Source organism: Kribbella steppae (assembly GCF_004342025.1).
Classification (GTDB): domain Bacteria; phylum Actinomycetota; class Actinomycetes; order Propionibacteriales; family Kribbellaceae; genus Kribbella; species Kribbella steppae.
On record NZ_SLWN01000008.1, the window covers coordinates 104,160 to 130,252 of the forward strand.

The following is a 26,093-nucleotide window of genomic DNA, read 5'->3' on the forward strand; positions in this document are numbered from 1 at the left end:
GGAAGCGCGGAGCGAGCGCGGTGTCGGTGCGCCGTGTGTTCACCGTCACGTCAGATCCAACGGAGGACGCAGACCCTAAGTCACGCGCCGATCGCGATTCGGGCAACTTTTTCGAGACCATCCAGAACCGAATTCTTCGAGCTTTTGTTCGAATACGGAAATTCAGCTGAAGGGGCCGCGGGTCGAGACGCCGCCGTCCAGGACGATCTGCTGGCCGCAGATGTACGCCGAAACGTCCGAGGCGAGGTAGACGACCGCCTCGGCCACCTCCTCCGACCGGCCGAGCCGGCCCACCGGGATCTCGCCGACCCACTCACCGCCGGCGTCAGGGGCCGTGTTTGCCACCGCCGTCGCGATCGCACCGCCCGCCGCGACGTTCATCCGGATCCCGTCGGCGGCGTACTCGGCGGACACGGTCCGGGCCAGACTGAGCAGGCCGGCTTTCATCACCCCGTACGCCGCCTGCTGCGGCGCGGCCATGAAGCCGGTCACCGAACCGACACTGACGATCGTGCCGCCGCCATCCTGGTCGAGGAAGACGCGGAGCGCCGCGCGGACCGCGCGCATCACGTAGCGGAGATTGACCTCGTAGATGGTGTCCCAATCCTCGTCGGCCATCTCGTGCAGCTTGACTGCTGGAACGAAGGCGACCTGCCCGCCGACCACGGTGACCAGGACGTCGAGTCCGCCCAACTTCTCCACCGCCCCGGCGACCATCGCCTCGACGTCGTCCCGCGAGCGGACGTCGCCGCTCACCGGGTACGCCGTGGCACCTCGCTCCTGCAGGCCGGCCACCGCCTCTTCGGCCCGGGCAGCGTCGATATCCGCCACCACCACCGCTCCCTCGACCCCGAAGGCGTCGGTGACAGCCCGTCCGATCCCGGCGCCACCTCCGCCGATCACCAGCGCTCGTTTCCCGGTCAGTCGCATGATCCGGAGCGTAGACGATCGTTCATCGCTTCGAGGTTGTGTTCGATTACCAATTCACAGCGTTTCCTCAGGAACGACACGCCGGGCTGTCGGCGGGACTCCGTACGCTGGATTACGTGACCATCGAAGACGCTGGAACGAAGTCCTTGGCGGTGCCCGAACGGGTGACCAACGGGGTCGTGCAAGCACCCGATCGGGTCCAACCCACCGGCCTCGCCGCCGTTCAGACCGAGCAGCTGATCAGCGACGTCGGCGACGCGCTCCGCCTGCTGGACGCGGTCGAACGCGTCCGCGGCCACGCCCATCCACTCGTCCTCGGCCTGCAGGACGCGGTCGGGATGAAGATGCCGGCGGCGCTGACGCTGAGCGCGATCGCGAACGGCCGGACCACCGCCGCGGAGGTCGCCGACCAGGTCGGTACGACGACAGGCGAGGCCGAGCTCGCGATCGCCGAGTTGGAGGGGCTCGGCATGGTCCGGACCAGCCCACGCCTGGTCGTCACCTCACTGGGGCAGGCCCGCCTGTCGCAGCTGGACGGTCTGACCGTCCGCGTGCTCGACGTCGTCACCGGCATTCTCGGCCCGACCGACGCCGCTCACCTGGTCCGGCTGCTGCACACCGTCGCCGACGGCCTCGAGTCCGCCGCCGTCACCGAGACCGTCACCCAGTCCTTCCCCCAGACCGCTCTGCACAACTGACCCGCATCGGCGCGCCGCGCGACCACCTCTGCGCGGCGCGTCACCGTGTCGAACCATCCATTCCTGCCTCGACGTACCGGTGTCAGAATCCGATCGAGGGAGGTATGTCATGTTCAAGGACACCAAGGCCTTCAGTTCGTTCTCCGTCGACGATCTCGGGGTGGCGAAGGAGTTCTACGGCGACACGCTCGGGCTCGACGTGAGGGAGGAGAACGAGTTGCTCCGGGTGAACGTTGCCGGCGGCAACCCGGTGATGATCTACCCGAAGCCGAACCACGTGCCGGCCGAGCACACCGTGCTGAACTTCCCGGTCACCGACATCGACGCGTCGGCCCGCGAACTGGCCGGCCGGGGGATCACGTTCGAGCGGTACTTCGACGACCACGACGAGCTCGGGGTCTACCGCACCGAAGGACCAGCGATCGCCTGGTTCAAGGACCCGGCGGGGAACACCCTGTCGATCATTCAGGAGTGAGGGATCGGGTCGTCGTACTGACCTAGGCGACCATTGTAGCGGACGCCGTTGACGTAGGGCCAGGAGTACGGCGTACAGCCGTGCAGGCCGAGCGTCTGCTGCTGCATGACCGGCGCCGGCTGGCCGGGACCCGGGCACAGCTCGTGGGCGCGGCCGAGCCGGTGGCCGGTCTCGTGGTTGATCATGTACTGCCGGTACGCCGCCAACGATGCACCGTGGTTCGGTATCCCGTGCACCCAGCGCGCGATGTTGAGGACGACGCGATCGCCGATCCGGCAACTGGTGTAGCGGTCGTACCCGCCGCCGCAGATGATGTCGCGCGTCGCCGGCGTCACCAGCATCAGCTTGAAGTCGGCGTCCTGCCCCGGACCGACCTGCTGGAAGCGCCACAGCCCGCCGGACGCCCAGCCCTGCGGTGCGCTGTACGTCGCCCGGACGAACTCCGCCAAGGCGGTCCGGTCGATGCCGTTGATGCCGCCCTCGATCGCGATCTGGAACGTGATCAGGCGGCCGGAGCGGCCGATGACCGCGGAATCCCCGGGCAGGACGGCGTACGAGACGGTGCCGCGGGCCGGGTAGGTGATCGCCGGCTGGGGTCGCACGGGCCTCGACGCGGACCGGTCGGCGGGCTCGACGGGTTTGACGGGCCGCTGGACGCCTTGGTCGGCCGCAACTGCCTTCGTGGATGGGGCCGGGCGGTCGGGGTAGCCGTGGCGCGCGAACGGGCTGGCCGGTAGCTGGTACAACGCACCGATCGCGACCACGACGGCGATCGCCAACCCGGTCATCCTGACAACACTCCAACGGCGCATCTGGTGAGCTCCTCACAGCGCCCCTCTGGGCGCATCCTCACCCACTTCTTGCCCGTGTGCCCACTTACCCTTCTCCACTCACGTGGACCTGGTGGGTCAGGCCAGATGCAGACGCAGCGTGGGGTGGCTCGCCTCGATGAATCCGAGCGCTCGGTAGAGGTCGATACCGTCCGGAGTGGCGTGCAGTTCGATCTGACCGACGGCGGTCTCGTCACGGAACCAGTCCATCAGCGCGACCACGCAGGCCCGGGCCAGACCACGGCGACGGAAGTCGGGCTCGGTGCTGACGTTGTACAGGTGGCCGCGCAGCGTGGTGATGTCCTTCGGGCCCGGCGGGTGGACGTACACGTTGCCGGCCGCGCCCGCGACCACGCCGACGGCTGGGTCGTCGACGACGTACGCCGCGAACGTCTCCGGCGATGCGAGTTGCCCGGCGAACCACTGCCGCGCGACCTCACGCCACGGAGCGTCCGGTCCGCCGATGTCGGCGCCCATCGCCGCGAGCATGAGTCCCCGGAGCCGGACCAGCGCCTCGGCGTCGTCCGGCTTGGCCCGCCGTACCTGAATGTCGGTCACCACCACATCCTGCCAGCCGGAAATCACTACCGAACTTTTTGTCCGGTCAGTGAATCGAACAAGTGGACGCGCACCGGGGAGGCGTCCACCTGTCATGCCGCCGACCGCCGAGTGGAGCGCCGTGTCCCCGAGCAGTAGAGCCCGTCGCGCCGCCCGACCCGGTCGAGCCCGGCGGCCGAAGCCTCGGCAACGGTCCTCGTTCGGCGCGCTGGCGCTCGCGGTCCTCGGTGTGCTCCTTCCCGGTACGGCGTACCTGGCCGCGCGGCGGTTCCGGCTCGGCTGCCTGGTGACGACGATCAGCCTCGCGCTGTACGGCGCCGCGGCGTACGTCGGACTGAAGCGCCGGGACGACGTGATCGCTTGGGCTCTCGATCCGGACTTGTTGCTGTGGATGGTCGCTGGGCTGGGTGCGGTCGCACTGTGCTGGGTCGTCGTACTCGTGACGTCGTACAAGATGCTCCGGCCGCTGGCAGTGGGGCCGGCGTCGCGGCTGTTCGGTGCGGTGGTGATCGGACTCGTGTGCTTCGCCATGGCGTCGAGTACGGCGCTCGGCGCGCAGACGCTGATGGCGCAACGCAGTCTGGTGCGGAAGGTGTTCGGGAACGACAAGTCGAAGAGCCAGACGCGGCCGACGATCACCAACACCAAGGACGTGTGGGCGCAGTTGCCGCGGCTGAACCTGCTGCTGCTCGGCGCGGACGACGGCGAGGGCCGGGACGGGACGCGGACCGACACGGTGATGGTCGCGAGTATCGACACCAAGACCGGGGACACCGCGCTGATCTCGCTGACCCGGAACTGGATGCGGATGCCGTTCCCGAAGGACTCGCCGCTGTACAAGATCTACCCGACCGGCTTCTGGGATCCGAACGGCCCGAAGGAGCAGTCGGACTTCTACCTGGACGCGATGTACCGGAAGGTGCCGGAACTGCATCGCGGCATCCTCGGGCCGTCGGACAACGAGGGCGCCGATGTACTCAAGCTGTCGGTCGGGGAGGCGCTCGGGCTGCAACTGCACTACTACGTGCAGATCAACCTGGCCGGGTTCGAGCAGATGGTGGAGGCGCTGGGCGGGATCACGGTGAACATCAACTACCCGGTCCCGGTCGGTGGGAACGACGACAAGAAGATCCCGCCGAGCCGCTATCTCGAACCGGGCCCGAACCGGAAGCTGAACGGCACCGACGCCCTCTGGTTCGCCCGCGGCCGCTACCGGGTCCCAGGCGCCGACGTGGCCCGCCAGGCGCGCCAACGCTGCACGATCAAGGCGATCGTGGAACGCGCGACTCCGCAGAACGTCCTCGCCAACTACCAGTCCATCGCCAAGGCCGGCGAACAACTCATCCGCACCGACGTCCCGCCGGACATCCTCCCCCACCTCATCACCCTCGGCCAGAAGGTCAAGTCCGCCAAGATCACCAACATCGACCTGGACAAGAAACGCAACTACCCCAACGGCCGCAACCCCAACTACGCCGCGATGCGCATCCTCATCGCCAACGCCCTCAACCCACCCACCCCCAGGCCCAACCCCAGCCCCACCACCACCCCAACCCGCCGCCCCACCACCACCAAACCAACCGCGAACCCAACCACCCCGACAAACCTCACCGAAGCCTGCGCCTACACCCCCGGCCCACCCAACTGAACAGGCGGGCCGGGCGCGGCGTCAGGCGTAGCGGACGCCGAGGCCGCCGTCTACGGACCAGTTGGCGCCGGTGACGAAGGCGGCGGCGGGGGAGGCGAGGAAGCAGACGACTTCGGCGACGTTCTCGGGGGTGCCGATGCGGCCGAGGGGGTGGACGCTGAGCGCCTTCTCGCGTTCGCCGGGGATGGTGTCGAAGAACTCCTCGAGCAGGTCGGTGCCGATGTAGCCGGGACTGACGGCGTTGACGCGGACCTGGTGCGGGGCGACGTCCAGGGCGAGGCTGCGGGTCATCCCGACGAGTCCGGACTTGGCTGCGGCGTACGGGAACATGCCGGCGGTGGTCAGACTGGAGTGGATCGAGGCGATGTTGACGATCGAGCCGTGCCGGTTCTCGATCATCGCCGGCAGCACCTGGCGGGCCATCAGCCAGGCGCCCTTGAGGTCCACGTCGAAGACGCTGTCCCACTCCTGCACGGTCATCTTGGTCGCGTCGGCGTACGCGTTCTTGCCGGCGTTGTTGACCAGCACCGTGATCGGCCGGCCGAGGTCGTCGGTCAGCTTCTCGACGGCCTGGCGGACGGAGGTCTCGTCGGTGATGTCGCCGACCGCGGCCGCGACCTTGGCACCGGTCTCCTGGAGTTCCGCGGTCGTCGCGGTGAGCTGATCGGCCAGTACGTCGATCAGTGCGACAGCGGCACCTTCTTCCGCGGCCTTCGCTGCCACCGCCCGCCCGATGCCCCGCGCGGCCCCGGTCACCAGCACGACCTCGTTCGTCAGACGTCCAGTCAAAGCTCTCTCCTCAACTTAGGCGTGACTGGAGCCTATGCCCGACTGCGCTGAGAGAGCGGCCGCTCTCGCGTAGCGGTCAGCGGAGGCTCGCGACAATGGCTGCCGGAGCAGGACGAGTTGGTGGTAGAGCGGCGCGGTCGCGGTCATCACCACCTGATGCGGATCGATCGACGGGTCCACCTCACCCCGTACGACGGCCCGCCGTACGACGACCGCACTCCGGCGATACCGGTCGGCCCAGAACGCGGTCAGCGCCTCCGCGGCCTCCGGCGTACGGAACGACGCCGCGATCACCGCCTGCGTGATCGACGGACGCTCGGTGAGCGCGGTATGCACCTCGCGGTTGAGTTTGAGCAGGTCCCCCTCGAGCGACCCCGTGTCAGCCGGCTCCCACGAGTCGTCGAGCCCGGCCCGGAGCAGGTCGACGAGCAGCCCGGCGACCGTCTTCCACCGCCGATACACCGTCGTCCGATGTACGCCGGACCGCGCCGCGACCCCGTCGATCGTCAGCCCGTCGTACCCGTGCTCGGCCAACTCGGCCTCGACCGCCGCCAGTACGTCGGCCCGCACCCGAGCGGTTCGCCCACCCGGCCTGCTTGCGCGCTCACCCGTCGTCATGGCATGATCTTAACGCAACAATCGTCGCATTAGTGGAGGCAGCAGTGATCTTCTGACCCCGGCCGTTCCGAACACGAACCCCGCGCGCGTCAGGAGGATCCCTATGCCTACCCAACTGTCCTTGCACGACCTCACCAAGTCCCACGACCACCGCCTCGTCCTCGACCAGATCACCTGCGCCTTCCCACCGGGACAGGTCAGCGGCCTGATCGGCGAGAACGGCTCCGGCAAGTCGACCCTGCTGCGAATCGCGGCCGGCGTCGAGTCGGCCCGCCTGCTGTCCACGCCGTACGACGTCCTGTTACTCGACGAACCCACGAACCACCTGTCGCTCGCGCTGGTGGAGGAACTGGAGGCTGCGCTCGACGAGTACGCCGGTGCGCTCGTCGCGGTCAGCCACGACCGCCGGTTCAACTCCCGCTGGCGCGGTGCGGTGCTTGAACTGAAGGAGGCCAGCCTTGTCTGTCACTGAGTTCACCGTCGCTGGACCGAACGAGGGTCCGTACGGCGTTGCCGTCGCCAGGGGCGAGGTGTGGACGACGCTCGTCCACGCCGGCGTGGTCGCTCGACTGTCCGGGCAACGCTTCGACCTTGGGGCAGCGGATTCGCGCCCGAGCGTGATCGTGCCGGGCCCGGATGACGCGGTGTGGTTCACCCGCAGCGGTGACGACCGGATCGGACGCATCGCAACAGGGAGTCCTGAGGTGGCGGCCATCAAGGTTCCGGGCGGCGGTTCGCCGTACGGGATCTGCGTCGGACCCGATGATGCGGTGTGGTTCACGCTGATGAACACGGACCAGATCGGTCGCCTGACAGTGGATGGCGAGGTGTCGACGTACCCGATCGGGACGACCGGGGCGTTCCCGGCGATAATCACCGCGACCGACGACCTGTGGTTCACGCTCAACCAGGGCAACGCGATCGGGCGGATGACCACGACCGGCAGCGTCACGACGTACCCGCTGCCCATCGAGGGAGCCGGGCCGGTCGGGATCAGCGCCGGGGTCGACGCGGTGTGGTTCGTCGAGATCCTTGCCGGGCAGGCGGGCCGGATCACACCCGACGGCACGATCGTGGAGTTCCCGCTGCCACCCGATTCGAAGCCGCATGCGGTGGTGGCGACGGACGACGGCGGGTGCTGGATCACCTTGTGGGGCGCGGCCGCCGTGGCCCGATTGGATGCCGCGGGCAACCTGATCGAACAGATCGGCCTCGGGGCGGGTTCCGAGCCGCATGGGCTGGCACTGGACACCGACGGATCGGTCTGGGTCGCGTTGGAGAAGGGTTCCGTTGCTCACATTCAACCGTGAGAGTGAGGGGGTTCACTCTCCGGAAGGAGGATCGGTCCCGGCAGCCAGGAGCAGAGTGGTGCTGTGACCACGACGGTGGGACTTCGGACAGCGGCACCGCGAGTTCGGGATGTGCTGGCAGTCGGACGGCCTGCCTTCTGGGTCGTGTCGATCGTGCCGTACTACGTCGGCATCCTGCTCGCGACGCGGCAGCTCGTTCCACCGCTCGAGGACTGGCCGCGACTCATCATCGGCGCCGTCGTGATGGGTCCGCTGGTCTGGCTCGCGGTGCTGGCGATCAACGATGCGTACGACCTTCCGAGTGACCGGCTGAATCCGCGCAAGGCGAAGTCTCCACTGCTCGACGGCCGCATCACGCTGCGAGCGGTGAAGCGGCTGGCCTTCGCCGCCGCGGTCGCTGCGGTCGGGATCAGCCTGCATGTCGGAGTCGTGTTCGCCTTCGGGGTGCTGCTCGCCGTTCTTCTCGGCTACGCCTACAGCGTGCCGCCGGTGCGGTTGAAGACGCGGGCCGGTTTCGACGTCGCGGTGAACGCGCTGGCGCTCGGCGCGTTCGGCCCCCTCGCCGGATGGGCGGCGGTCAATCCCGATCTCGGCGACTTCCCGTGGCTGATGGGCCTCCAGGGCACGCTGGCGGCAGTCGGTCTGTACTTGCCGACGACCTTGGCCGATCTCGAGGCCGACCGGGCCGCCGGCTACCAGACCATCGCGGTCCGGTTCGGGGCGCGGACGACGTACCGGATCGGGTTCGGTGCCTGGATCGCGGCGGCGGCGTTGTCGGTAGTGCTGGCCGCGACCGGCACGATCATCCCGCGCAGCATGCTGGTCCTCGAGGTGGTGATGGTGCCGGTGCTGATCGTCGCCTACCGGCGGTTGATCGGGCCGCGGCAGTCGTTCAAGGGGATCATCGTGCTGGCCTCGCTGTTCCTCTTCCCCTGTGGCACGTTCGCGCTGACCTATACCGGCGTGCTGTAGTTCTAACAGTGCTGTTACATTGGATATAACAGTGCTGTTAGATCAGAGGAGTCGCCCGTGTACCCCGAGATCGAGCCTTACGACCACGGCCTGCTCGACGTCGGTGATGGCCACCGCGTCTACTGGGAGGTCTGCGGCAACCCGGACGGCAAGCCGGCCGTGGTGATCCACGGCGGACCGGGTTCCGGGGCCGGTGCCTCGTGGCGACGGTACTTCGACCCGTCGGCGTACAAAGTGGTGCTGGTCGACCAGCGCAACTGCGGCCGCAGTACGCCGGACGCCGCCGAACCGGACGTGGACCTGAGCACCAACACCACCGCCCACCTGATCGCGGATTTCGAGCAACTCCGCGGCATGCTCGGTATCGAGAAGTGGCTGATTCTGGGCGCATCCCACGGCGCAACCCTCGGACTCGCGTACGCCGAGCAGCATCCGGAGGCGATCTCGGAGATCGTTCTGTTCAGCGTCACCAACACGACCCGGCGTGAGGTCGAGTGGATCACCCGGGACATGGGCCGCATCTTCCCGGAGGAATGGGCCCGCTTCCGCGACGGCGTACCGGAAGACCAGCGGGACGGGAACCTGCCGCTCGCCTACAGCCGACTCCTGCACGACCCGGATCCGGCCGTCCGCGAGAAGGCGGCGCGGGACTGGTGCGACTGGGAGGACACCCATGTCCGGACACATCCGGGCTGGAAGCCGGACTCCAGGTACGACGACCCGGTCTTCCGGCTGCGATTGGCCCGGCTCGTCACGCACTACTGGGGTCACGCGGCCTGGCTGGACGAAGGTGTCCTGGAACGCGAAGCGGGCAGACTGGCCGGGATCCCGGGTGTGCTGATCCACGGCCGGCTGGACATCAGCAGCCCGCCGGACATCGCCTGGCGGATGGCCCAGGTCTGGCCGGATGCGGAGTTGCATCTGGTCGAGCAGGAGGGTCACGGAGCCGGTGGAACTTCGACGACGAAGCTGATCCTGGCCGCGCTGGACCGGTTCGCACAAACCGCAAAGATTTGATCACTGATCTTTACATCGATAAAGCGCGCCGGAACCCTAGGGTGGCATGACGTTGACCCGCCCTGAGCTCGTGACCGACTACACCCTCAGTCGGTCCGCCGTCTCCCATTTCGCCGAGCACGGATTCGTCAAGCTGAGGAACGTGCTGAGCCCGGAGACCATCGCGGCGTACGAGCCCGAGATCACCGGCAAGGTGATCGAGCTGAACACCCAGCACCTGCCGCTGGAGGAGCGCGACACCTACGGGAAGGCGTTCCTGCAGGTGATGAACCTGTGGCAGGACAGCGAGCAGGTGCTCGACTTCGTGTCGTCCCCGCGACTGGCCCGGATCGCGGCGCAACTGCTGGGCGTGCAGTCGGTGAGGCTGTACCACGACCAGGCGCTCTACAAGGAGTCCGGCGGCGGAGTCACGCCGTGGCACGCGGACCAGTACTACTGGCCGTTCGCGACCGACCGGTGTGTGACGGTGTGGGTGCCACTGCAGGAGACGCCGATGGAGATGGGTCCGCTGTCGTTCGCCGCGGGCAGTCACGTCTTCGAGCACGGCCGGGACCTGCCGATCAGCGACGAGTCGGAGCAGGTCCTGCAGCAGGCGCTGGCCGAGCAGGACTTCACCGAGGTCTCCGAGCCGTACGAACTCGGCGAGGTCAGCTACCACCTCGGCTGGACGTTCCACCACGCGCCGCCGAACCAGACCGACGTACCGCGCCGGGTGATGACGATCATCTACGTCGACGCCGCGATGGAGATCTCCGCGCCGGTCAACAAGTTCCAGGAGGCCGACCTCGCCGCCTGGATGCCCGGCAACCAGCCCGGCGACCAGATCTCCTCGCCGATGAATCCCGTCCTGTACTGATCAGAGCGTCCGCTTCTGCGGGTAGATCGTCTCGCCGCGAGCGAGTTGCTCGACGGTCTGCGCGATCCGCCGCGCCCTGGTCTCCGCTCGTTTCGGCGACGTCACCCGGTACACGACCGCGAACCGGTTCGCGCTGGTCAGGATGTCGAACATCGCCTGCGCCCGCGGTGCGGCGGCGAGTGCCTCGGCCAGGTCGGTGGGGACCTCGAGCTCACTGGAGCCGCCGTACGCCGTCTCCCACCGGCCGTCCGCCTTGGCCCGTTCGACCTGTTCGCGGCCGGCGGCCACCATGCGGCCCTCGCTCTCCATCCGCGCGACGATTCCGACGTTCCGTTTCGACCACAGACTGCGGGCGCGCCGCGGCGTGAAGCGCTGCACGAAGGTGCGGTCGTCGCGCCCCTTCCGCTGACCGTCGATCCAGCCGTGACACAGCGCTTCTTCGAGGGCCTGGTCGTAGGTGAGACTCGTCGGCGTCGTCACGGCCTTCTTGGCGAGCACCAGCCAGATCCCGTCGTTGGCCTGGTGATGCTCGCTGAGCCACGTGTGCCAGGCGTGGGCGTCGGCCACGATGACCTCGGCGCTCATGAGGCGGCCGCGGTGTAGCGCTCGGCGAGGTGGGCCGCGGCGTCTTTCAGTTCCTGGGGGCCGACGAACTCGAGGTCGCACTCGAACATGCCGAACGTCGCGGCCAGGCCGGTCCAGGACCAGCCGGAGAGGATGAGGCGGCAACTGTCCGCAGTGACCTCTTCCACGATGGCGTCGCGGCCGGCCCACTGGGCGATGTCGGAGGCCTTCGCCTGCAGGATCGCCTCGCCCTGGCACGGCCACTGACTCTGGCGACTGAACTGCTTGGAGATGTACGACGCGACGTCGGGCGCGGGCAGTTCGCGCGGTGTGAACCGCGGACCGGTCGGCGTCTTCGGCGTCATCCGGTCCACCCGGAACGTGCGCCAGTCCTTCCGGTCGAGATCCCAGCCGACCAGGTACCACCGGCCGCCCCAGGTCACCAGGTGATGCGGCTCGACCTTCCGCGGCGGCAGCCACTCCTCCTCCGACGCCCGCGGTGACGCGTAGTCGAACCGCAGTACCTCGCGTGCCCGGACCGCCATCCCGATCGCGATCAGCTGGTCCGAGTCCACGGTCGTACGACGCCTGTCGGCGTACCGGTCGACCGTCGTCACCTGGAGTGCGTCGACCCGCTGCCGCAGCCGGGCCGGCATCACCTGGCGGACCGTGGCGAGCGCGCGCAGCGCACCCTCCTCGATCCCGGTGACCGTGGTGGTCGCGGTCTGCAGGGCGACCGCGACCGCGATGGCCTGGTCGTCGTCGAACAGCAGCGGGGGCAGGTCCGCGCCCGCGTCGAGGCGGTAGCCGCCGTCCGGTCCCTTGGTCGCGCGCACGGGGTAGCCGAGGTCGCGCAACCGGTCGACGTCGCGGCGGACGGTGCGCGGGCTGACCTCGAGTCGATCGGCCAGCAGCGCGCCCGGCCAGTCGCGGCGGGCCTGGAGCAGGGACAGCAGCGAGAGAAGTCGAGCCGAGGTTTCGGACATGAGTTCAGATTGCCACGAGTAACGGCCAGAACCTGTCCTCTTCTGCTGGAAATGTCTGAGGCATCAAGCCAACACCGAAGGAGACATCGTGATCAGCACCCGAGAGCTCACCAGGGACTTCGTGGTAAGCCGCACCGAGACCGTGCACGCCGTCCGCGGCATCAGCCTCGACGTCGAACCCGGCGAGCTGGTCGCCGTCCTCGGCCCGAACGGCGCCGGCAAGACCACCACACTGCGGATGCTCACCACGCTCATCGCGCCCACGTCGGGGACGGCGACGGTCGCCGGGTACGACGTGACCGCACACCCCAGCCAGGTACGGCGCCGGATCGGGTACGTCGGCCAGGGCAACGGCGCGGGCCACAACCAGCGGGCCGGTGACGAACTGGTCGGCCAGGGCGTCATCTACGGACTCGACCGGCACGCGGCGAAGCGTCGTACCGGCGAACTGATGGAAGCGCTCGAACTGACCGAGCTCGCCGGCCGGAAGGTGTCCGAGTTGTCCGGCGGTCAGCGTCGCCGGCTCGATGTCGCGATGGGACTCGTGCACGCGCCGAACCTGCTGTTCCTGGACGAACCGTCGACCGGGCTCGACCCGCAGAACCGGGCGAACCTGTGGGACCACATCCTGCGGATGCGCGAGCAGTACGCGATGACGATCGTGCTGACCACGCACTACCTGGACGAGGCCGACTCGATGGCCGAGCGGGTGGTTGTGGTGGACCACGGCCAGGTGATCGCGGACGACACCGCCGACGCGCTGAAAACCAAGCTGGCCGGCGATCGGCTCGCGATGACGGTTGCTCCGAGCAACCTGCCGAAACTCGCCGAGCTGGCCGAGAAGTTGCCTGGGGCCCGCGAGGTGGTTGCCGTCGGCGACGAGCTCAGCGTCCGGGTCGCGGACGGACCGGCGGCCCTTCCCGCCTTGATCACGGCGGCGCAGCAGTACGGCGTACCGGTCGCGGCGGCGCAGGTCCATCGCCCGACCCTCGACGACGTGTTCCTCAACCTCACCGGCCGCAGCCTCCGCGAATCCGAGACCAATGGAAAGGCAGCCTGATGACTCTGCCTTTGGCCGGGCCTCCGGCGCCGGCGCGGTCATGGGGCCTTGGCTCCCGGCCTTCCCTCGTCACTCCAGTCGCTTCGCTCTCCACTCCTCAGTCCAGGCCGGGAGGCCCCATGACCACCATCACCGTGTCCAAGACATCGACCATGCTCTCCGCACAACCCCGGCGGAGTCTGGTGCGCGACATCCGGATCGTGATGACCCGGGAACTGAAGCCGGTGCTGCGGGATCCGTTCTCGCTGCTGTTCGGGATGATCCAGCCGCTGGTGTTCCTCGCTCTGTTCGGGCCGTTGCTGGCCGGGTCGATGGGCGGCACGTTCGGCGACGGCGTCTGGCAGTGGTTCGTGCCGTCGATCCTGGTGATGACGACGCTGTTCGGTACGTCGACCACCGGCGCGAACCTGCTGTTCGAGTTCCAGACCGGTGCGCACGAGCGGATGCTGGTGACGCCGCTGTCGCGGTCGTCGCTGCTGGTCGGCCGGGCGCTGAAGGAGATGGTGCCGCTGTTCGGGCAGGCGGTCGTCGTGATCACGGTGATGACGCCGTTCACGTTCGACCTGCATCTCGGCGGCGCGCTGGTCGGAATGGCCCTGCTGGCGGTGTTCGGGATCGGACTCGGTGCGTTCAGCTACGCGCTGGCGATCGCGGTCCGCAAACAGGACTGGATGTTCTGGATGGTGCAGCAGACCTTCCTGTTCCCGCTGATGATCCTGTCCGGGATGCTCCTCCCCTTGGAGACCGGCCCGGGCTGGATGAAGGTTGCGGCGAAGTTCAACCCGCTGTCGTACGTCGTCGACGCCGAACGGACCCTGTTCTCCGGTGACGTGTTCTCCAGCGCGGCGCTGTGGGGCTGGGTCGCCGCGATCGTGACCGCGGCCCTCGGCCTGACCGTCGGCATCAGGATGATGCTGCGCTCGGCGAACTGACCCAATTGGGCCATTGGCTCTGCTGAGCCGCGCAAAGTGAACCAGATCACCTACGGTGTCGGACAGATCACCCACCGCCCACTAGGAGATCTGATGAAGCCCCGCCCTGCGCTTCTGTCCATGCTCGGTTCCCTGGCTGTCGCCGCGCTCGCCGCCACGAGCGCGGCGGCCGCCGTACCTCCGTCCGTTGACGGACCGCGAACCGTGGCCGCGCCCCTTGCGACCGACACCGACGGCGACACGTTGCCCGACACCTGGGAGACGAACGGGTACGACGCCAACGGCGACGGCACCATCGACGTCAACCTGCCCGCGATGGGCGCGTCGCCGACCAAGAAGGATCTGTTCGTCGAGATGGACTACATGTCCGGCCGGCTGACCAGCACCGCCGGGCTGGACCGGATCGTCCAGGTCTTCGCCAGCGCACCCGTCAGCAACCCCGACGGCACCACCGGGATCAAGATCCACCTCGACGCCGGCGCGGCCGCCGGATCGGCGTACAACCTCGGCGGCGGCAACCAGGTGACGTACGACAACAACCTGCAGCCGTCCGCTTCGCAGACCACGGCGATCAAGAACGCGAACTTCGCCAGTGTCCGCAAGGCTGTCTTCCACTACATGCTCTGGGCCGACAGCTACGACGGCGGCTGCAGCAGCGGTCAGGCCTTCGCGATCCCGAACGACACCTTCATCGTCACGGTCGGCCCCAAGTGCGGCTGGGCCGGCACTGACGACCAGGAGGTCGGCACCTTCATCCACGAACTCGGGCACAACCTGGGCCTGCGGCACGGTGGCACCGACCACGGGAACTACAAGCCCAACTACCTGAGCGTGATGAACTACTTCTTCCAGCTCGGCGGTGTGCTGAAGTCCAACGGCACCCTGTACTGGGGCTACTCGAACATCGCGCCGGCGGCCCTGAACGAGACCAGCCTGAAGGAGTCGGTCGGTCTCGGCGGCTCGGCCTCGGCGTACAAGACCAAGTGGAAGTGCCCGAACGGCACCACCCGGACGACAGCCGGTGCGGCCAGCTCGCCGATCGACTGGAACTGCGACGGTGACGCCACCGACACGACCGCGGCGGACATCAACGACGACAACACCAACACGACGCTGACCGCGCAGAACAACTGGGCGAGCATCGTCTTCGGCGGCGGCGCCGTCGGCCAAGGCAGCAACGTTCGGGCCAAGACCGCAGGCTCCGAGCTCCAGGAGATGACGCACTCCGAGTACGTCAAGTTGCAGCACAGCCACCGCTGATCGCCTGCAAGGCCCCCGCACCTTTAGGTGGGTGCGGGGGCCTCTGCGTTTCTACTACTCGGCAGACCACAGGCCTGTCGCGGCGGTATCGCGGGCCCAGTCGGTGAAGTCGCGCGGCGGGCGGCCGAGGACCTGCTGGACTCCGTCGGAGACGTACTCCGATCGGTGGTTGCGGATCACCGCGAACAGGTCGCGAACGGCTTCGGCGTCCTCGAGCTCGAGGCCCTGGTCGACCAGTTCGGTGACGTGCGCCTGCGGCTCGAGGTCGACGTAACCGATCGGCCGTCCCGTGGCGACCGACAGCTCGGCGGCCACCTCGGTCATGTTCAGGTAGCGCGGTCCGGAGATCGTGTACGTCGCGCCGGTGTGGGCCTCGTCGAGCAGTACGGCGGTCATCACGTCACCGACGTCGTTCGTGTCGATCCAGGCCTCACCACCGTCGCCGGCCGAAAGCCGGATCTCACCGGCGAGCACGTGGTAGCGCAGGAAGTCCTCGCTGAAGCCCTGCGCGAACCAGGACGGCTGAATGATCGTCCAGTCGGCGCCGCTGGCCTTCACCGCATCCTCGAGCTCGAGCCCACCGTCGTACACGGCGAAGTCGCGACCCGGGCTGCCGACCCCGCGGCCGGACAGCAGCACGACCCGGCGGAGACCTTCGGAGGCGGCCTGCTTGATGAACCGGCACGCCTGGGCCAGCCCGGTCGGGCCCACGGGCGGTGCCAGGTACGCCGTCTCGGCGCCGGCGATCGTGGGTGACCAGGTGCTGTCGTCGTACCAGTCGAAGCGCTGTGCACTCGACCGCGAGGCCAGCCGGTACGGCACCCCACGGGCCTCGAGTTGCTCGACGACGCGGCGGCCGGTCTTGCCTTTACCACTCAGGATCAGAATCGGTGTCGTTGTCATGGCTTCAGTTCATCGCGGTTCGGTGAGACAAACCATGGTTGTTCAGCGCAATTCGATGTTCGAAGCGCTCAACCTAACGTACTGTGGGCTGCATGGATGTCCTCGACGATCTACTGGCCGGCACCCGCGCACGGGGCGGCGTGTTCAACCTGACGATCATGGATCCGCCCTGGGCACTCGACATCCGCGACGAGGCCGCGCTCTCCCTCGCCACCCTGGTCCGCGGCTCGGCCTGGGTACGACGGGACGGCACCGAGCCGGCGCGGATGGAGCAGGGCGACGTCGCGGTGTTCACCGGCCCGGCGCCGTACATCGTGGGTGACGCACTGGCAACCGCGCCCCAACTCCGCATCCATCCGGGCGGGGTATGTGAACCGTTGCCTGGGGCACCGACCGACTACAGTGCCCGGCTCGGCGTCCGCACGTACGGCGGTCGCGTCGAGGGCGAGGCGATGGTTGTCAGTGGCACCTATCAGCTGGCCGGCGATGTGAGTCGGCGACTGCTCGCGGCCCTTCCCTCGGTGCTCGTCGTACCGGCCGCCGACGTCGCCGGTTCTGTGATGGACATCGTGCTCAGCGAGATCCAGCGCGACGAACCCGGTCAGCAGAGTGTGCTGGATCGATGGCTGGACCTGGCACTCATCACTACGCTGCGGGCGTGGTTCGCCCGGCCGGAGTCGCACGCACCGGGCTGGTATCAGGCGCAGAGCGATCCCGTCGCCGGGCTGGCCTTGCGACTGATCCACGAGAACCCGGCCCACCCGTGGAGCGTCACCGAACTGGCCGCCCGCGTCGGCGTCTCCCGCGCCAGCCTGGCCCGCCGCTTCACCGCCCTCGTCGGCGAAGCCCCGATGACCTACCTGACCGGCTGGCGCATCGCCCTGGCCGCCGACCTCCTCCGAGGCACTCGCGACACCGTAGAAACCATCGCCCGCCGCGTCGGCTACGCCAACGCCTTCGCCCTCAGCGTCGCCTTCAAACGAGTCCGCGGCACCACCCCGACCGCCCACCGCCGAGCAACCGCCGCCGCCTAACCCTCCGCCATGACTTTCTCAGGATCGGGACCTAGTGGCCGGCGGTGGTGGCCCTCATGAAGGCGAGGGCTTGCGGCCAGGCCAGGCGGAACGCGTTCGCGTTGACGTCCTTGTCGTGGCGGGACTTGTCGGAGAAGCCATGGTCCGCACCCGGGAAGTACTGCGTGAATGTCGCGCCGGTCGACCGTGCCTGGAGGACGGTCTGCAGGGCCTCGAAGTCAGCATTCGGTACGGCGGTGTCCGCACTCGGGTAGCTGACCAGCACCGGCGCCGTGATCGCACCGGCTTCGGCGATCGCGTCGTACGAATGATGCGGCGGGAGCTTCGACGGCACCGTCGGGTGGAACGCGACGACGTTGGCGACCCGGTGATCCCGTGCCGCCAGCAAGAAGGCGAACCGCCCGCCGAGGCACCACCCGATCACGCCGACAGTGCTGCACCCGAGCTCATCCGTCAGGTAGTCCAGCAACTCGGTCTGCTCGGCCAGCGCCTTGTCGTCGTCCATCTCACGCAGGAGCGCGCTGAGTTCCTCCCGGGTCGAGTTGTCGGTACTCCGCCCCTTGAACGGGTCCCACACCAACGCCGTGATCCCCTCGCCGGCCAGCTCGTCGGCCCACTCCCGGACCTGCTCCCCGATCCCGGTGATCATCGGCAACAACAACATCCCAGCCCGCCCCACCCGAGCCAGGTAAGCGTCCTGCTCCCCAACCCTCACAGTCACACCCATACGCGAATCCTAGACAGCCGGCTGGCTGCGGTGTGCGGCGAGCATGCGGAGGACGGCGGTGTTGACGAGGATGAGGATGATGGCGGAGAAGATCAGGAGGGCCAGCTCGGCTGGGAGCAGGGCTATGCCCAGGCCGATGGCCAGGACTGGAATGACCAGGCCGGCGTAGGCGATAAGGAAGAGGGCGGCGAGGACTTCGCCGCGGGAGGTCGGGTCGGCGAGGGAGGCGGCGGTGGCCACGGCACCGCGGAAGACGAGGCCTACGCCGGCGCCGGCCACAACTCCGCCGACGATGAAGAGCGCGAGGCTGGGGAGCAGGCCGCCGACGGCGACGCCGACGAGACCCACCGACATGAGGATGAGGCCGAGGCGGAGTTGGTGCGGGCGACTCATCCGAACGAAGACAACCTGACTGCCGGCTCCCGCGATAAAGACGGCGAACGTCACCACGCCCGCAAGCAGCCGCGAGGTCTGGTGCAACGTCCCGGCCAGGAACGTCGGCGCCAGCGACGTGAAGAGCCCGAAGATCGCGAACGCCGCGAAGGCTCCGACCGCGGTCGCGAAGAACAACGGCTTCGCGGACGACGGAAGCGCGACTCGCTGCGGTCGATAGGCCGGCCGCTCCTCCAGCCGCTCCACCGTCTCTGGAACCAGCGCAATCCCCACCGCACTGAGCACCAGCAACACCAGGAAGATCTCGTACGGGCGCTCGAGCGGTGACGACACGTACTGCGCGAGCAGACCACCCACCAATGGACCGAACGCCAGCCCGCCGAGGTTCACCATGCTCGAGATCAGCGCCGAGCGACTCGGGTCCTCGTCCGGCCGGGCGACCTGTCGCAGTTCGGACAGATGTGCGGTGGCCGTCGCGGTCAGGATGCCGACACCGACACCGCAGATGAACCGGGCGACCAGCAACCCGGGGACGTCCTGCCAGACCAGGAAGACAACGGCGGACAAGACCTCGGCGAGTACGGCGAGCAGGGCGACCCGACGCCGGCCGAACCAGTCGCTGACATGGCCGGCGAGGTAGAGGCTGGCCATCACGCCAACCGCGTAGCTCGCGAAGATGACGGTGATGACGTACGTCGGGAAGCCGTCGCGCTGCTGGTAGATGGCGTAGAGCGGTGTCGGGACCGTGGAGAACGCCATCGTGGTCAGGAAGGCCGCGGCGATCACCCAGAACCCCGGACCGTGGCGGAACCGGACGCGTGAGCCGGTGGACTCGAGCGCACCGGAACCAGTCAAGGCAGACATGTCTCCAGGTTCGCTCGCCTGATCTATCGAGTCCAACGAAAGTTCTTGCACGCTCTTATCGACAAGTCCGATAATTCAGCCTGTGGACAGTCGCCAACTCGAATACTTCGTCGCCGTCGCCGAGGAGCTGAGCTTCACCCGCGCGGCCCAGCGGCTGTTCACCGTCCAGTCCACAGTGTCGGCCGCCGTACGGGCGCTGGAGACGGATCTCAAGACGACCCTGTTCGACCGCTCGACCCGCCGGGTGACCCTGTCCGCGGCCGGTCAAGCGTTGTTGCCCGAGGCAAAGGCCGCGCTGGAGGCGCTGGACCGGGCCCGGGCCGCGGTCGAGGAGGCGTCGGCGGGGTTGCGCGGCAACATCCGGATCGGCACGTTGGCGCGGCTCGGTCTGGTCAATCTGGCCGAGTTGCTCGGCGCGTTCCACCGGAAGTACCCGTTGGTCGACGTACAGGTGGCGACGTCGCCGACCGGGTCGAGCGGACTGGCGGACGACGTACGTCACGGCCGACTCGATGTGGCGCTGGTCGGGCTGTCCAGGTCCGAGCTGCACGGACTGGAGATCCGCGACCTCGCCACGGTGCCGTTCGTCGTCCTGCTGCCGTCGTCCCATCCGCTGGCCGGCAAGCCGGAGGTCGCACTCGACGAGCTCAGCACGGAACGGTTCGTCGACATGCCGCGCGGGTTCGGCAACCGCAGCATGGTCGACAGGGCCTTCGACAACGCCGGCATCCCGCGGCGGATCCAGGTCGAGGTGCCGGAACTGACCACGATCCCCGACTACGTCCGGGTCGGTCTCGGCATCGCCGTCGTACCGCAGTTGGAGCCGGCCGCGGCGCCCGGCGTGGCTCAGCTCCCGATCGCGGGCTCCGACCTGAGCTGGACGTTGTCGGTGGTGACGGTCAGCGGCAGACGACCGAGCAGAGCGGTGACCGCCCTGCTCGATCTGATGGCTGACTCGCTCCGCCCAGGTGGGCCGTACTTCTAGGCGACCCAGATGGACTGCCAGTCCTTCTGCTCGTTGTAGCGGCGGAGCGAGGCGACGCCACTGAGCCAGCCGAGCCACGCCCCGTACGGCGGCTTGCCCTCGAACCCACTCATCACGAACGTGAGCCGGGTCTTCCCGCCGGACTCGGCCAGCTCCCAGGTGCTGATCCCGGCCAGTCCCCAGTCGATGGACATCTTCTGTCCCTCGACCAGATCGATGATCTCCATCCCGGGCCCGGCCTCGAACCCACCCATCGCGAACCGGCCGCCGACCCGCGCGTCGATGTCCACCGGGTACCCGAACCACTCGGACGCCTTCGCGGACTCGGTGAGCGACGCGTAGACCTGAGCCGCCGGCGCGTCGATCAGTGCCTCGCCGGCCAACGTCGACGAGGTGAAGTCCGGCCGGGTGGTGAGCTCACGGCCTTCCAGGTGGTCGACCAGGTTGGCGAGCGCGAGCGACCAGAACGTCTGGAGTACGCCGCGGATGTTCGAATTGGTGACCGCCTCCGCCCACTTGAAGTGGCTCTGCGACAGCTTGATGACCGTGGAGTCGTCGCTCTCCTCGATCAGCGTGATCTCGGTGGTGGTCTCCTCGCCGCCGAGCAACCACGCCAACTTCAGCGTGTGGTCGTCGTACTGGAGGACTCGCTGGTGCGGAGCGTCGCCCTCGGGGATGTAGCGGCCCCAGAACTCGAAGGTCCCGGGCAGGTCGACGTTCGAGTGCTCGCCGAGCCAGAGGTTGAGTGCCTTGGGGTCGGTCAACGCCAGGCGGACGTCGTCGATGCCGGTCTTCGCCCGGGCCTGGAGGATCAGAGGTTCAGTCATGGTCTTGGTCTCCCTTGGGATAGCAGGCCACGGCCAGCTTGAAGGCGTCGCCCTCGGAGCCGCCGTAGCGCTCGAAAAGGTCTTGCAGCGTGCTCTGCAGGTCTTGGAAGAACTCCCGCCGCCGGTCCGGTGGGACCCGGATCTCACCGGACACCCCGATGGACGGCAGCTCCGGAGCTGCCCGGTCCAGCGCGGCGATGTCTGTCTGGACCTCTTCCATCAGGTCCAGCAGGTAGCCGAGGCTCAGCTCGTCCTGAGTCCGGCGCAGTCCGCCGATCCGGCCGACGAGCCGGGGCGACAGCCAGTACGAGCGGGCCGTCGCCTGGTAGATGCCCTCGCGGATGCCGCGCACCTTGCGCTCCTCCACCAGGGTCACCAGACCGGCCTCGACGAGGCGCTTGACGTGGTAGTAGACACGCTGCGGAGTCTGCCCGAGCTGTTCGGCCACCTCGCCGCAGGTGTGCGGCTCGGCCAGCCGCCGCAGCACCTCGATGCGCTGCGGCTTGAACAGCGCCTCAGCTTGCTCGAGCTGCTCCAGGTGCATCACGTCTCTCATCACACAAAAAAGTTTGTACGTAAAAATCTCCTTTGTCAATGAACAGTACGACGGCAGCCGACAGCACGGACCGGCGGTCTGCCGGATCCATTGGCCGGGAATGTAAATGGCCGCCCGGTCGTTGTGACCAGTGCTTTGGTGATACATCACCGAAGCAAGACACCCCACACTCCTGGGGGCCTTTGCTACGGACCGTCCGGCACGTTCCTGCCGGCGAAGGAAGGAAGCGCGACATGGCAACTGTCTCGTTCAAGGGAGCCAGCCGGGTCTACCCGGGCACCGACACCCCGGCCGTGGACAAGCTCGACCTGGACATCCAGGACGGCGAGTTCATGGTGCTGGTCGGACCGTCGGGGTCGGGTAAGTCGACCGCGCTGCGGATGCTGGCCGGCCTCGAAGAGGTCAACGAAGGTTCCATCTACATCGGCGACCGGGACGTGACCGACCGTCCGCCGAAGGAGCGCGACATCGCGATGGTGTTCCAGAACTACGCGTTGTACCCGCACATGACGGTCGGGGACAACATGGGCTTCGCGCTCAAGATGCAGGGCATCCACAAGGACGAGCGGGCCAGGCGCGTCATGGAGGCCGCCAAGCTGCTCGGCCTGGAGGAGTACCTGGACCGCAAGCCGAAGGCGCTGTCCGGTGGTCAGCGCCAGCGCGTCGCGATGGGTCGCGCGATCGTCCGGAACCCGCAGGTCTTCCTGATGGACGAGCCGCTGTCGAACCTCGACGCCAAGCTTCGCGTGCAGACCCGCACCCAGATCGCGGAACTCCAGCATCGGCTGGGCGTGACCACGGTCTACGTCACCCACGACCAGGTCGAGGCCATGACGATGGGCGATCGGGTCGCCGTACTGAAGGACGGCCTGTTGCAGCAGGTCGACACCCCGCTGAACCTGTACGACAACCCGAAGAACAAGTTCGTGGCCGGCTTCATCGGCTCGCCGGCGATGAACCTGATCGAGGCCGAGATCACCGACGGTGGTGCGAAGATCGGCGACTACGTCGTACCGATCGAACGCAAACTGCTGGCCAAGGCCGGTGCCGACAAGACGCTGACGCTGGGGATCCGGCCGGAGGCGTTCCGCCTCGCCGACGAGGGCCTGCCGGTGAAGGTCGCGGTGATCGAGGAGCTCGGCTCGGACGCGTTCCTGTACGGGACCGCCGAGCACACCACGAACCAGCAGATCATCGCCCGCATCGGCACCCGCCTGCACAACGAGAAGGGCACGCTCGTCCATCTCGCCCCGAACCCGGACAAGCTGCACCTCTTCTCGACCTCGACCGAGGAGCGCCTGACCGCTTGATCGGTTCTTCGCAGCAGCCTCCCGCAGTGCGCGGGAGGCTGCTTAATGCTTTGACCAAGGACCGCACGATCGCGTTTGCTCGACTGCGTGACGATCGAGCGCACCAACCCCGATGGCCTGCACCCGACGCCTGGCTACCACCACGTGACGCGGGTCCAGGCCGACACCCTGATCTACCTCGCCGGCCAGTGCCCGCTCCAACCGTCCGGTGACCTGGCCGACGGTGGACTCGAAGGTCAGACCGAGCAGGTGATCCGGAACATCCTCGTCGCACTCGAAGCCGCGGGTGCCACGCCGGGGGACGTCGTACGCACGGTCATCTACGTCGCCAGCCCGGACCGCGAGGAGCTGGCCGCGGTCTGGACGCAACTCAATACTTCACCACTCGCCCCCGCGTTCACCTCGGCCAGCACCCTTCTCGGCGTCGCCCAACTCGGCTTCCCCGGCCAACTGGTCGAGATCGACGTCACCGCCGCACTCTGAACGGGTTGGCTGCTAACACACTGCGGTGTCGGCACAGTGCTCCACCCGTCCGCCGACAACGGTTGCGAGCACCCGGATGTCCGGCAACGAATCCACCGCGACGGTAGTCGGGTCGTCCGAGAGGATCACGATGTCGGCTACTTGCCGCGGGCCAGGCTGCCCTTCACGTCCTCCTCGAACGTGCCGTACGCGCCGTCGATCGTGAACAATCGCAGCGCCTGATCGACCGTCAGACGCTGCGCCAGCTGCCAGTCCTCCGGCGGACGGCCGAGGTAGCTCTGCCGGGTCACCGCCTGGTGGATCGCCTCCAGAGGCGATCCGTGGGGCATCTGGTTGCCCACGGCAAGCACCAGCCACGGTGTGTCGGTGCTGCCGATGGTGCGAAAATTGCTTTCCACGAGATCTCGCCAGCGGGCGATCCAACGGATCTGGCCGCGAGCCACCAGTTCCGGGAATCCCGCCTCCGCCGCCAGATCCCCCGGCATCCCGGGCTGGATGGATGCGATCATCCCCAACTCGCCCATCCTGGTCAGCTGATCGTCGCGGAGTTGGATGACGTGCTCGACGCGGTGGCGTGCGTCCGGGTTGGGGTGCGCGGCCTGTGCCCGCGCCACCGCCGTCAGATATTGGTCATGCGCCTCGGCACTGATCGCGTGCGCCGTCACCTGCCAGCCGATGCGGTGCGCTGACAGCACATACTCGTCCAGCTCGGCCTGGTCCCAGTGGAACTTGGTGCCCCAGTCGTGGTCGAGGAACAGCTTGATGCCACCCAGCCGAAGGTGCGTGCTGTACGCGTGGCGCGGCTCGAAGCCGCGGAACCAGTGGCCGAACTTCTCGTCCTCGAAGTTCATCGGCAGGTAGGCATTGACCCGCACCCGGAGCCGACCAGCCGCGTCGAGCGCACGCAGTGCCTCCAATCGGTCCTGGTTGACGAACTGCTCGTTGATGCTGGTCCAGCCCCGGCTCAGCGCCGCATCGACCGCTAGATCGGCGTTGTAGCCGACCATGCTCCCGTCGCCGATCCAGTGCGCGTGCGAATCGATGAAGCCCGGCAGCAACGTCCGCCCACCGAGATCCACGACGCGGGTGGGGCCTTTCCGCAACGCCAAGACCTCTTCGTCGGCGCCGACCGCCAGAATCCGTCCGTTGCGGACCGCAACAGCCTCGGCTCGCGGCAGCCCGTCCTCCATGGTGAGCACGACCCCGTTGTGATAGATCACCTCGGGCGGATCGGAACTCGTCGCGGGAAGCGGCAGCAGCAGAATCGCCGCACATCCGACCAGAACCACACCAGGGCGCCACGCCAACCGCACGCCTCATCGTCCCACCCCCGGTCCTGGGTGTCAGCCGATCTCGTGGTGAGGAGCCAGTCGGCGGTCGGGGTCGTACCGGTGCTTGAGTTCGGTGAGGCGGTCGTAGTCGTCAAAGGCTTCGCAGACCTCGTCGGAGGTCAGTGGGGCGAAGCTGAAGTTGAGGGATCGGCCGATCGTTGCGCCGGCCCACGGTTCGAGGATCGCGCGGTGCAGGTCGGTCACGTCGCCCTTGCCGGGTGGGCGATCGACTGAAGCAGGCCGTCCCTGCGCACTAGGCGACGATCAGGCCGATGCCCAGGGTCAGGACGCCGAGGGCGAGGGACGCGGCGCCGAGCCAGAGGACCCAGAGGAACTGGTTCGGCTGCGTCCGGCCCTTGCCGGCGGACGAGGCGAAGAAGCCGGCGGACATCAGGATCGCCGCGACCGGGATCGCCAGTCGCGCGACCCAGAGCAGGACACCGGTCAGCCCGGTCTGGTCGACGTACAGGAGCCCGACCAGACTCAGGATGACCAGCACGCCGGCGTGCGCGTGACCGGCCCGGGCGAACGACTTCTGGAAGTCCGTCATCGGCACCTGGCCGCGGACGATCTTGGTCATGAAGTAGCCACCGAACTGGATCGTCACGATGGTGAGCAGGATCGCCCCGGCGATGATCCGCGAAGCCTCCGTCATGCGTGCACCTTCTCCTTGCTGGTGTGGTTGAGCAGTTGGCGGGTCGGCGTACTGTCGGACGACCGGGCGACCCAAAGCGCCACCGCGATGTAGAGAATCTGCTCGGGAATGCGCTGCCACAGCGGCGTCGCCGGCTCGCCGTTGAACGCGACGTCCGCGGTCGCGGCGTAGATGTTTGCCGGAAGCAACATCACGTACAGCGCGGCCAGCCCGAGCGCGGCCGGCCAACGAGTCGCGGTCAGGACGAGCCCGGCCGCGCCGAGGAACTCCAGTACGCCGCTCACGTACACCAGCGCGTCCGCGAACGGCAGGAACGACGGCACCATCCGGGCCAGGTCGGCGTGGTTCGGCATCGCCGTCACACTCGCCGGGACGAAATGCGCGCTCGCGGTGAACAGCAGCATCACCGCCATCCCGTGCGCTGCAGTGACCGGCCAACTCGCGAACCGCCGGACTCCGAGCGCACCCAGCGCCCGGAACGCCAGCGTCGCCAGCACCAGTACGAGGGGGATCATTCGCTTA

At 67.9% G+C, this 26,093-nt stretch carries 31 protein-coding genes; 15 read left to right on the top strand and 16 right to left on the bottom strand.

Annotation, left to right across the window (positions count from 1 at the left end; all coding sequences use genetic code 11):
• Positions 1-162: 162 nt before the first annotated feature.
• Positions 163-930: an SDR family NAD(P)-dependent oxidoreductase gene (locus tag EV652_RS23750; RefSeq protein WP_132211418.1), complete on the bottom strand. Its 768-nt coding sequence runs from the start codon at positions 928-930 to the stop codon at positions 163-165.
• Positions 931-1,046: 116 nt separating this feature from the next.
• Between EV652_RS23750 and EV652_RS23755 the strand changes: the two genes are divergently transcribed.
• Positions 1,047-1,628 (top strand): winged helix DNA-binding protein, encoded by a 582-nt coding sequence (locus EV652_RS23755; RefSeq protein ID WP_132211419.1) that lies wholly within the window; start codon positions 1,047-1,049, stop codon positions 1,626-1,628.
• A 109-nt stretch (positions 1,629-1,737) separates the two neighbouring features.
• Positions 1,738-2,103 (top strand): VOC family protein, encoded by a 366-nt coding sequence (locus EV652_RS23760; protein ID WP_132211420.1) that lies wholly within the window; start codon positions 1,738-1,740, stop codon positions 2,101-2,103.
• On the opposite strand, the gene EV652_RS23765 is transcribed toward EV652_RS23760, so the two are convergent.
• Entirely contained in the window at positions 2,094-2,891 is a 798-nt protein-coding gene (locus tag EV652_RS23765) for a DUF3152 domain-containing protein (RefSeq protein WP_242001954.1), read from the bottom strand. The genes EV652_RS23760 and EV652_RS23765 overlap by 10 nt on opposite strands.
• A 120-nt stretch (positions 2,892-3,011) precedes the next feature.
• Complete coding sequence (locus EV652_RS23770) at positions 3,012-3,491, bottom strand: GNAT family N-acetyltransferase (RefSeq protein ID WP_132211421.1); 480 nt, start codon at positions 3,489-3,491, stop codon at positions 3,012-3,014.
• Positions 3,492-3,585: 94 nt separating this feature from the next.
• On the opposite strand from EV652_RS23770, the gene EV652_RS23775 reads away from it, so the two are divergent.
• Positions 3,586-5,139 carry an LCP family glycopolymer transferase gene (locus EV652_RS23775; protein WP_132211422.1) on the top strand — a complete coding sequence of 518 codons (1,554 nt, stop codon included), beginning with the start codon at positions 3,586-3,588 and terminating at the stop codon, positions 5,137-5,139.
• Positions 5,140-5,160: 21 nt separating this feature from the next.
• Here EV652_RS23775 and EV652_RS23780 read toward each other — a convergent pair whose 3' ends face one another.
• Together EV652_RS23780 and EV652_RS23785 are read right to left on the bottom strand one after the other, a co-directional pair.
• Positions 5,161-5,928, bottom strand: a complete 768-nt coding sequence (locus tag EV652_RS23780) for an SDR family NAD(P)-dependent oxidoreductase (protein WP_132211423.1) — start codon at positions 5,926-5,928, stop codon at positions 5,161-5,163.
• Positions 5,929-5,943: 15 nt separating this feature from the next.
• Positions 5,944-6,546 (bottom strand): TetR/AcrR family transcriptional regulator, encoded by a 603-nt coding sequence (locus tag EV652_RS23785; protein WP_132211424.1) that lies wholly within the window; start codon positions 6,544-6,546, stop codon positions 5,944-5,946.
• A 103-nt stretch (positions 6,547-6,649) separates the two neighbouring features.
• On the opposite strand from EV652_RS23785, the gene EV652_RS46035 reads away from it, so the two are divergent.
• The 5 genes from EV652_RS46035 (at position 6,650) to EV652_RS23810 (ending at position 10,701) form a co-directional block, all read left to right on the top strand.
• Complete coding sequence (locus EV652_RS46035) at positions 6,650-7,018, top strand: ATP-binding cassette domain-containing protein (protein WP_132211425.1); 369 nt, start codon at positions 6,650-6,652, stop codon at positions 7,016-7,018.
• On the top strand, positions 7,005-7,856 hold the full coding sequence (locus tag EV652_RS23795; RefSeq protein ID WP_132211426.1) for a Vgb family protein: 852 nt from the start codon (positions 7,005-7,007) through the stop codon (positions 7,854-7,856). Before EV652_RS46035 ends, EV652_RS23795 begins: the two co-directional genes overlap by 14 nt.
• 63 nt (positions 7,857-7,919) lie before the next feature.
• The gene (locus EV652_RS23800; protein WP_132211427.1) at positions 7,920-8,828 is read left to right on the top strand and encodes a UbiA prenyltransferase family protein; all 909 of its coding nucleotides are present in this window, start codon (positions 7,920-7,922) and stop codon (positions 8,826-8,828) included.
• A gap of 57 nt (positions 8,829-8,885) precedes the next feature.
• A complete protein-coding gene (gene pip, locus EV652_RS23805) occupies positions 8,886-9,845 on the top strand; it encodes a prolyl aminopeptidase (protein WP_132211428.1) in 960 nt (319 codons plus the stop codon).
• 46 nt (positions 9,846-9,891) lie between these two features.
• Positions 9,892-10,701 (top strand): phytanoyl-CoA dioxygenase family protein, encoded by an 810-nt coding sequence (locus EV652_RS23810; protein ID WP_132211429.1) that lies wholly within the window; start codon positions 9,892-9,894, stop codon positions 10,699-10,701.
• Here EV652_RS23810 and EV652_RS23815 read toward each other — a convergent pair whose 3' ends face one another.
• Both EV652_RS23815 and EV652_RS23820 read right to left on the bottom strand, forming a co-directional pair.
• A complete protein-coding gene (locus EV652_RS23815; protein WP_132211430.1) occupies positions 10,702-11,286 on the bottom strand; it encodes a YdeI/OmpD-associated family protein in 585 nt (194 codons plus the stop codon). It lies immediately after the preceding gene.
• Positions 11,283-12,251: a helix-turn-helix transcriptional regulator gene (locus EV652_RS23820; RefSeq protein ID WP_132211431.1), complete on the bottom strand. Its 969-nt coding sequence runs from the start codon at positions 12,249-12,251 to the stop codon at positions 11,283-11,285. The genes EV652_RS23815 and EV652_RS23820 overlap by 4 nt, the downstream gene beginning before the upstream one ends.
• An 88-nt stretch (positions 12,252-12,339) precedes the next feature.
• On the opposite strand from EV652_RS23820, the gene EV652_RS23825 reads away from it, so the two are divergent.
• The 3 genes from EV652_RS23825 to EV652_RS23835 all read left to right on the top strand — a co-directional run bounded on the left by EV652_RS23825 (position 12,340) and on the right by EV652_RS23835 (position 15,503).
• Positions 12,340-13,311: an ATP-binding cassette domain-containing protein gene (locus EV652_RS23825; RefSeq protein ID WP_132211432.1), complete on the top strand. Its 972-nt coding sequence runs from the start codon at positions 12,340-12,342 to the stop codon at positions 13,309-13,311.
• A 119-nt stretch (positions 13,312-13,430) separates the two neighbouring features.
• A complete protein-coding gene (locus tag EV652_RS23830) occupies positions 13,431-14,243 on the top strand; it encodes an ABC transporter permease (RefSeq protein WP_132211433.1) in 813 nt (270 codons plus the stop codon).
• Positions 14,244-14,336: 93 nt separating this feature from the next.
• Positions 14,337-15,503, top strand: coding sequence for a zinc-dependent metalloprotease family protein (locus EV652_RS23835; protein ID WP_132211434.1), 1,167 nt, complete (start codon positions 14,337-14,339; stop codon positions 15,501-15,503).
• A gap of 54 nt (positions 15,504-15,557) precedes the next feature.
• Here the strand turns inward: EV652_RS23835 and EV652_RS23840 are convergent, their stop codons facing one another.
• The gene (locus tag EV652_RS23840; RefSeq protein ID WP_132211435.1) at positions 15,558-16,406 is read right to left on the bottom strand and encodes an NAD(P)H-binding protein; all 849 of its coding nucleotides are present in this window, start codon (positions 16,404-16,406) and stop codon (positions 15,558-15,560) included.
• 92 nt (positions 16,407-16,498) lie between these two features.
• On the opposite strand from EV652_RS23840, the gene EV652_RS23845 reads away from it, so the two are divergent.
• A complete protein-coding gene (locus tag EV652_RS23845; RefSeq protein ID WP_132211436.1) occupies positions 16,499-17,440 on the top strand; it encodes an AraC family transcriptional regulator in 942 nt (313 codons plus the stop codon).
• A 31-nt stretch (positions 17,441-17,471) separates the two neighbouring features.
• Here EV652_RS23845 and EV652_RS23850 read toward each other — a convergent pair whose 3' ends face one another.
• Both EV652_RS23850 and EV652_RS23855 read right to left on the bottom strand, forming a co-directional pair.
• Positions 17,472-18,167 (bottom strand): dienelactone hydrolase family protein, encoded by a 696-nt coding sequence (locus tag EV652_RS23850; RefSeq protein WP_132211437.1) that lies wholly within the window; start codon positions 18,165-18,167, stop codon positions 17,472-17,474.
• A gap of 9 nt (positions 18,168-18,176) precedes the next feature.
• On the bottom strand, positions 18,177-19,424 hold the full coding sequence (locus EV652_RS23855; protein WP_132211438.1) for an MFS transporter: 1,248 nt from the start codon (positions 19,422-19,424) through the stop codon (positions 18,177-18,179).
• An 82-nt stretch (positions 19,425-19,506) separates the two neighbouring features.
• On the opposite strand from EV652_RS23855, the gene EV652_RS23860 reads away from it, so the two are divergent.
• Positions 19,507-20,409, top strand: a complete 903-nt coding sequence (locus EV652_RS23860; protein ID WP_132211439.1) for a LysR family transcriptional regulator — start codon at positions 19,507-19,509, stop codon at positions 20,407-20,409.
• On the opposite strand, the gene EV652_RS23865 is transcribed toward EV652_RS23860, so the two are convergent.
• Positions 20,406-21,236 carry an SRPBCC family protein gene (locus tag EV652_RS23865; protein WP_132211440.1) on the bottom strand — a complete coding sequence of 277 codons (831 nt, stop codon included), beginning with the start codon at positions 21,234-21,236 and terminating at the stop codon, positions 20,406-20,408. The genes EV652_RS23860 and EV652_RS23865 overlap by 4 nt on opposite strands.
• Positions 21,229-21,792, bottom strand: a complete 564-nt coding sequence (locus EV652_RS23870; protein WP_132211760.1) for a winged helix-turn-helix domain-containing protein — start codon at positions 21,790-21,792, stop codon at positions 21,229-21,231. Before EV652_RS23870 ends, EV652_RS23865 begins: the two co-directional genes overlap by 8 nt.
• A 233-nt stretch (positions 21,793-22,025) precedes the next feature.
• Here EV652_RS23870 and EV652_RS23875 point away from each other — a divergent pair, with 233 nt between their 5' ends.
• Together EV652_RS23875 and EV652_RS23880 are read left to right on the top strand one after the other, a co-directional pair.
• The gene (locus EV652_RS23875) at positions 22,026-23,102 is read left to right on the top strand and encodes an ABC transporter ATP-binding protein (protein ID WP_132211441.1); all 1,077 of its coding nucleotides are present in this window, start codon (positions 22,026-22,028) and stop codon (positions 23,100-23,102) included.
• Positions 23,103-23,189: 87 nt separating this feature from the next.
• Positions 23,190-23,585, top strand: a complete 396-nt coding sequence (locus EV652_RS23880) for a RidA family protein (RefSeq protein ID WP_132211442.1) — start codon at positions 23,190-23,192, stop codon at positions 23,583-23,585.
• 137 nt (positions 23,586-23,722) lie between these two features.
• Here EV652_RS23880 and EV652_RS23885 read toward each other — a convergent pair whose 3' ends face one another.
• The 4 genes from EV652_RS23885 to EV652_RS23900 are packed head-to-tail and all read right to left on the bottom strand — an operon-like array spanning position 23,723 to position 26,086.
• Positions 23,723-24,892: an amidohydrolase gene (locus tag EV652_RS23885; RefSeq protein WP_206752094.1), complete on the bottom strand. Its 1,170-nt coding sequence runs from the start codon at positions 24,890-24,892 to the stop codon at positions 23,723-23,725.
• A gap of 36 nt (positions 24,893-24,928) precedes the next feature.
• On the bottom strand, positions 24,929-25,120 hold the full coding sequence (locus EV652_RS23890; protein ID WP_132211443.1) for a hypothetical protein: 192 nt from the start codon (positions 25,118-25,120) through the stop codon (positions 24,929-24,931).
• A gap of 49 nt (positions 25,121-25,169) precedes the next feature.
• A complete protein-coding gene (locus EV652_RS23895; RefSeq protein WP_132211444.1) occupies positions 25,170-25,571 on the bottom strand; it encodes a hypothetical protein in 402 nt (133 codons plus the stop codon).
• The gene (locus EV652_RS23900) at positions 25,568-26,086 is read right to left on the bottom strand and encodes a DoxX family protein (RefSeq protein ID WP_132211445.1); all 519 of its coding nucleotides are present in this window, start codon (positions 26,084-26,086) and stop codon (positions 25,568-25,570) included. The genes EV652_RS23895 and EV652_RS23900 overlap by 4 nt, the downstream gene beginning before the upstream one ends.
• Positions 26,087-26,093: the final 7 nt, after the last annotated feature.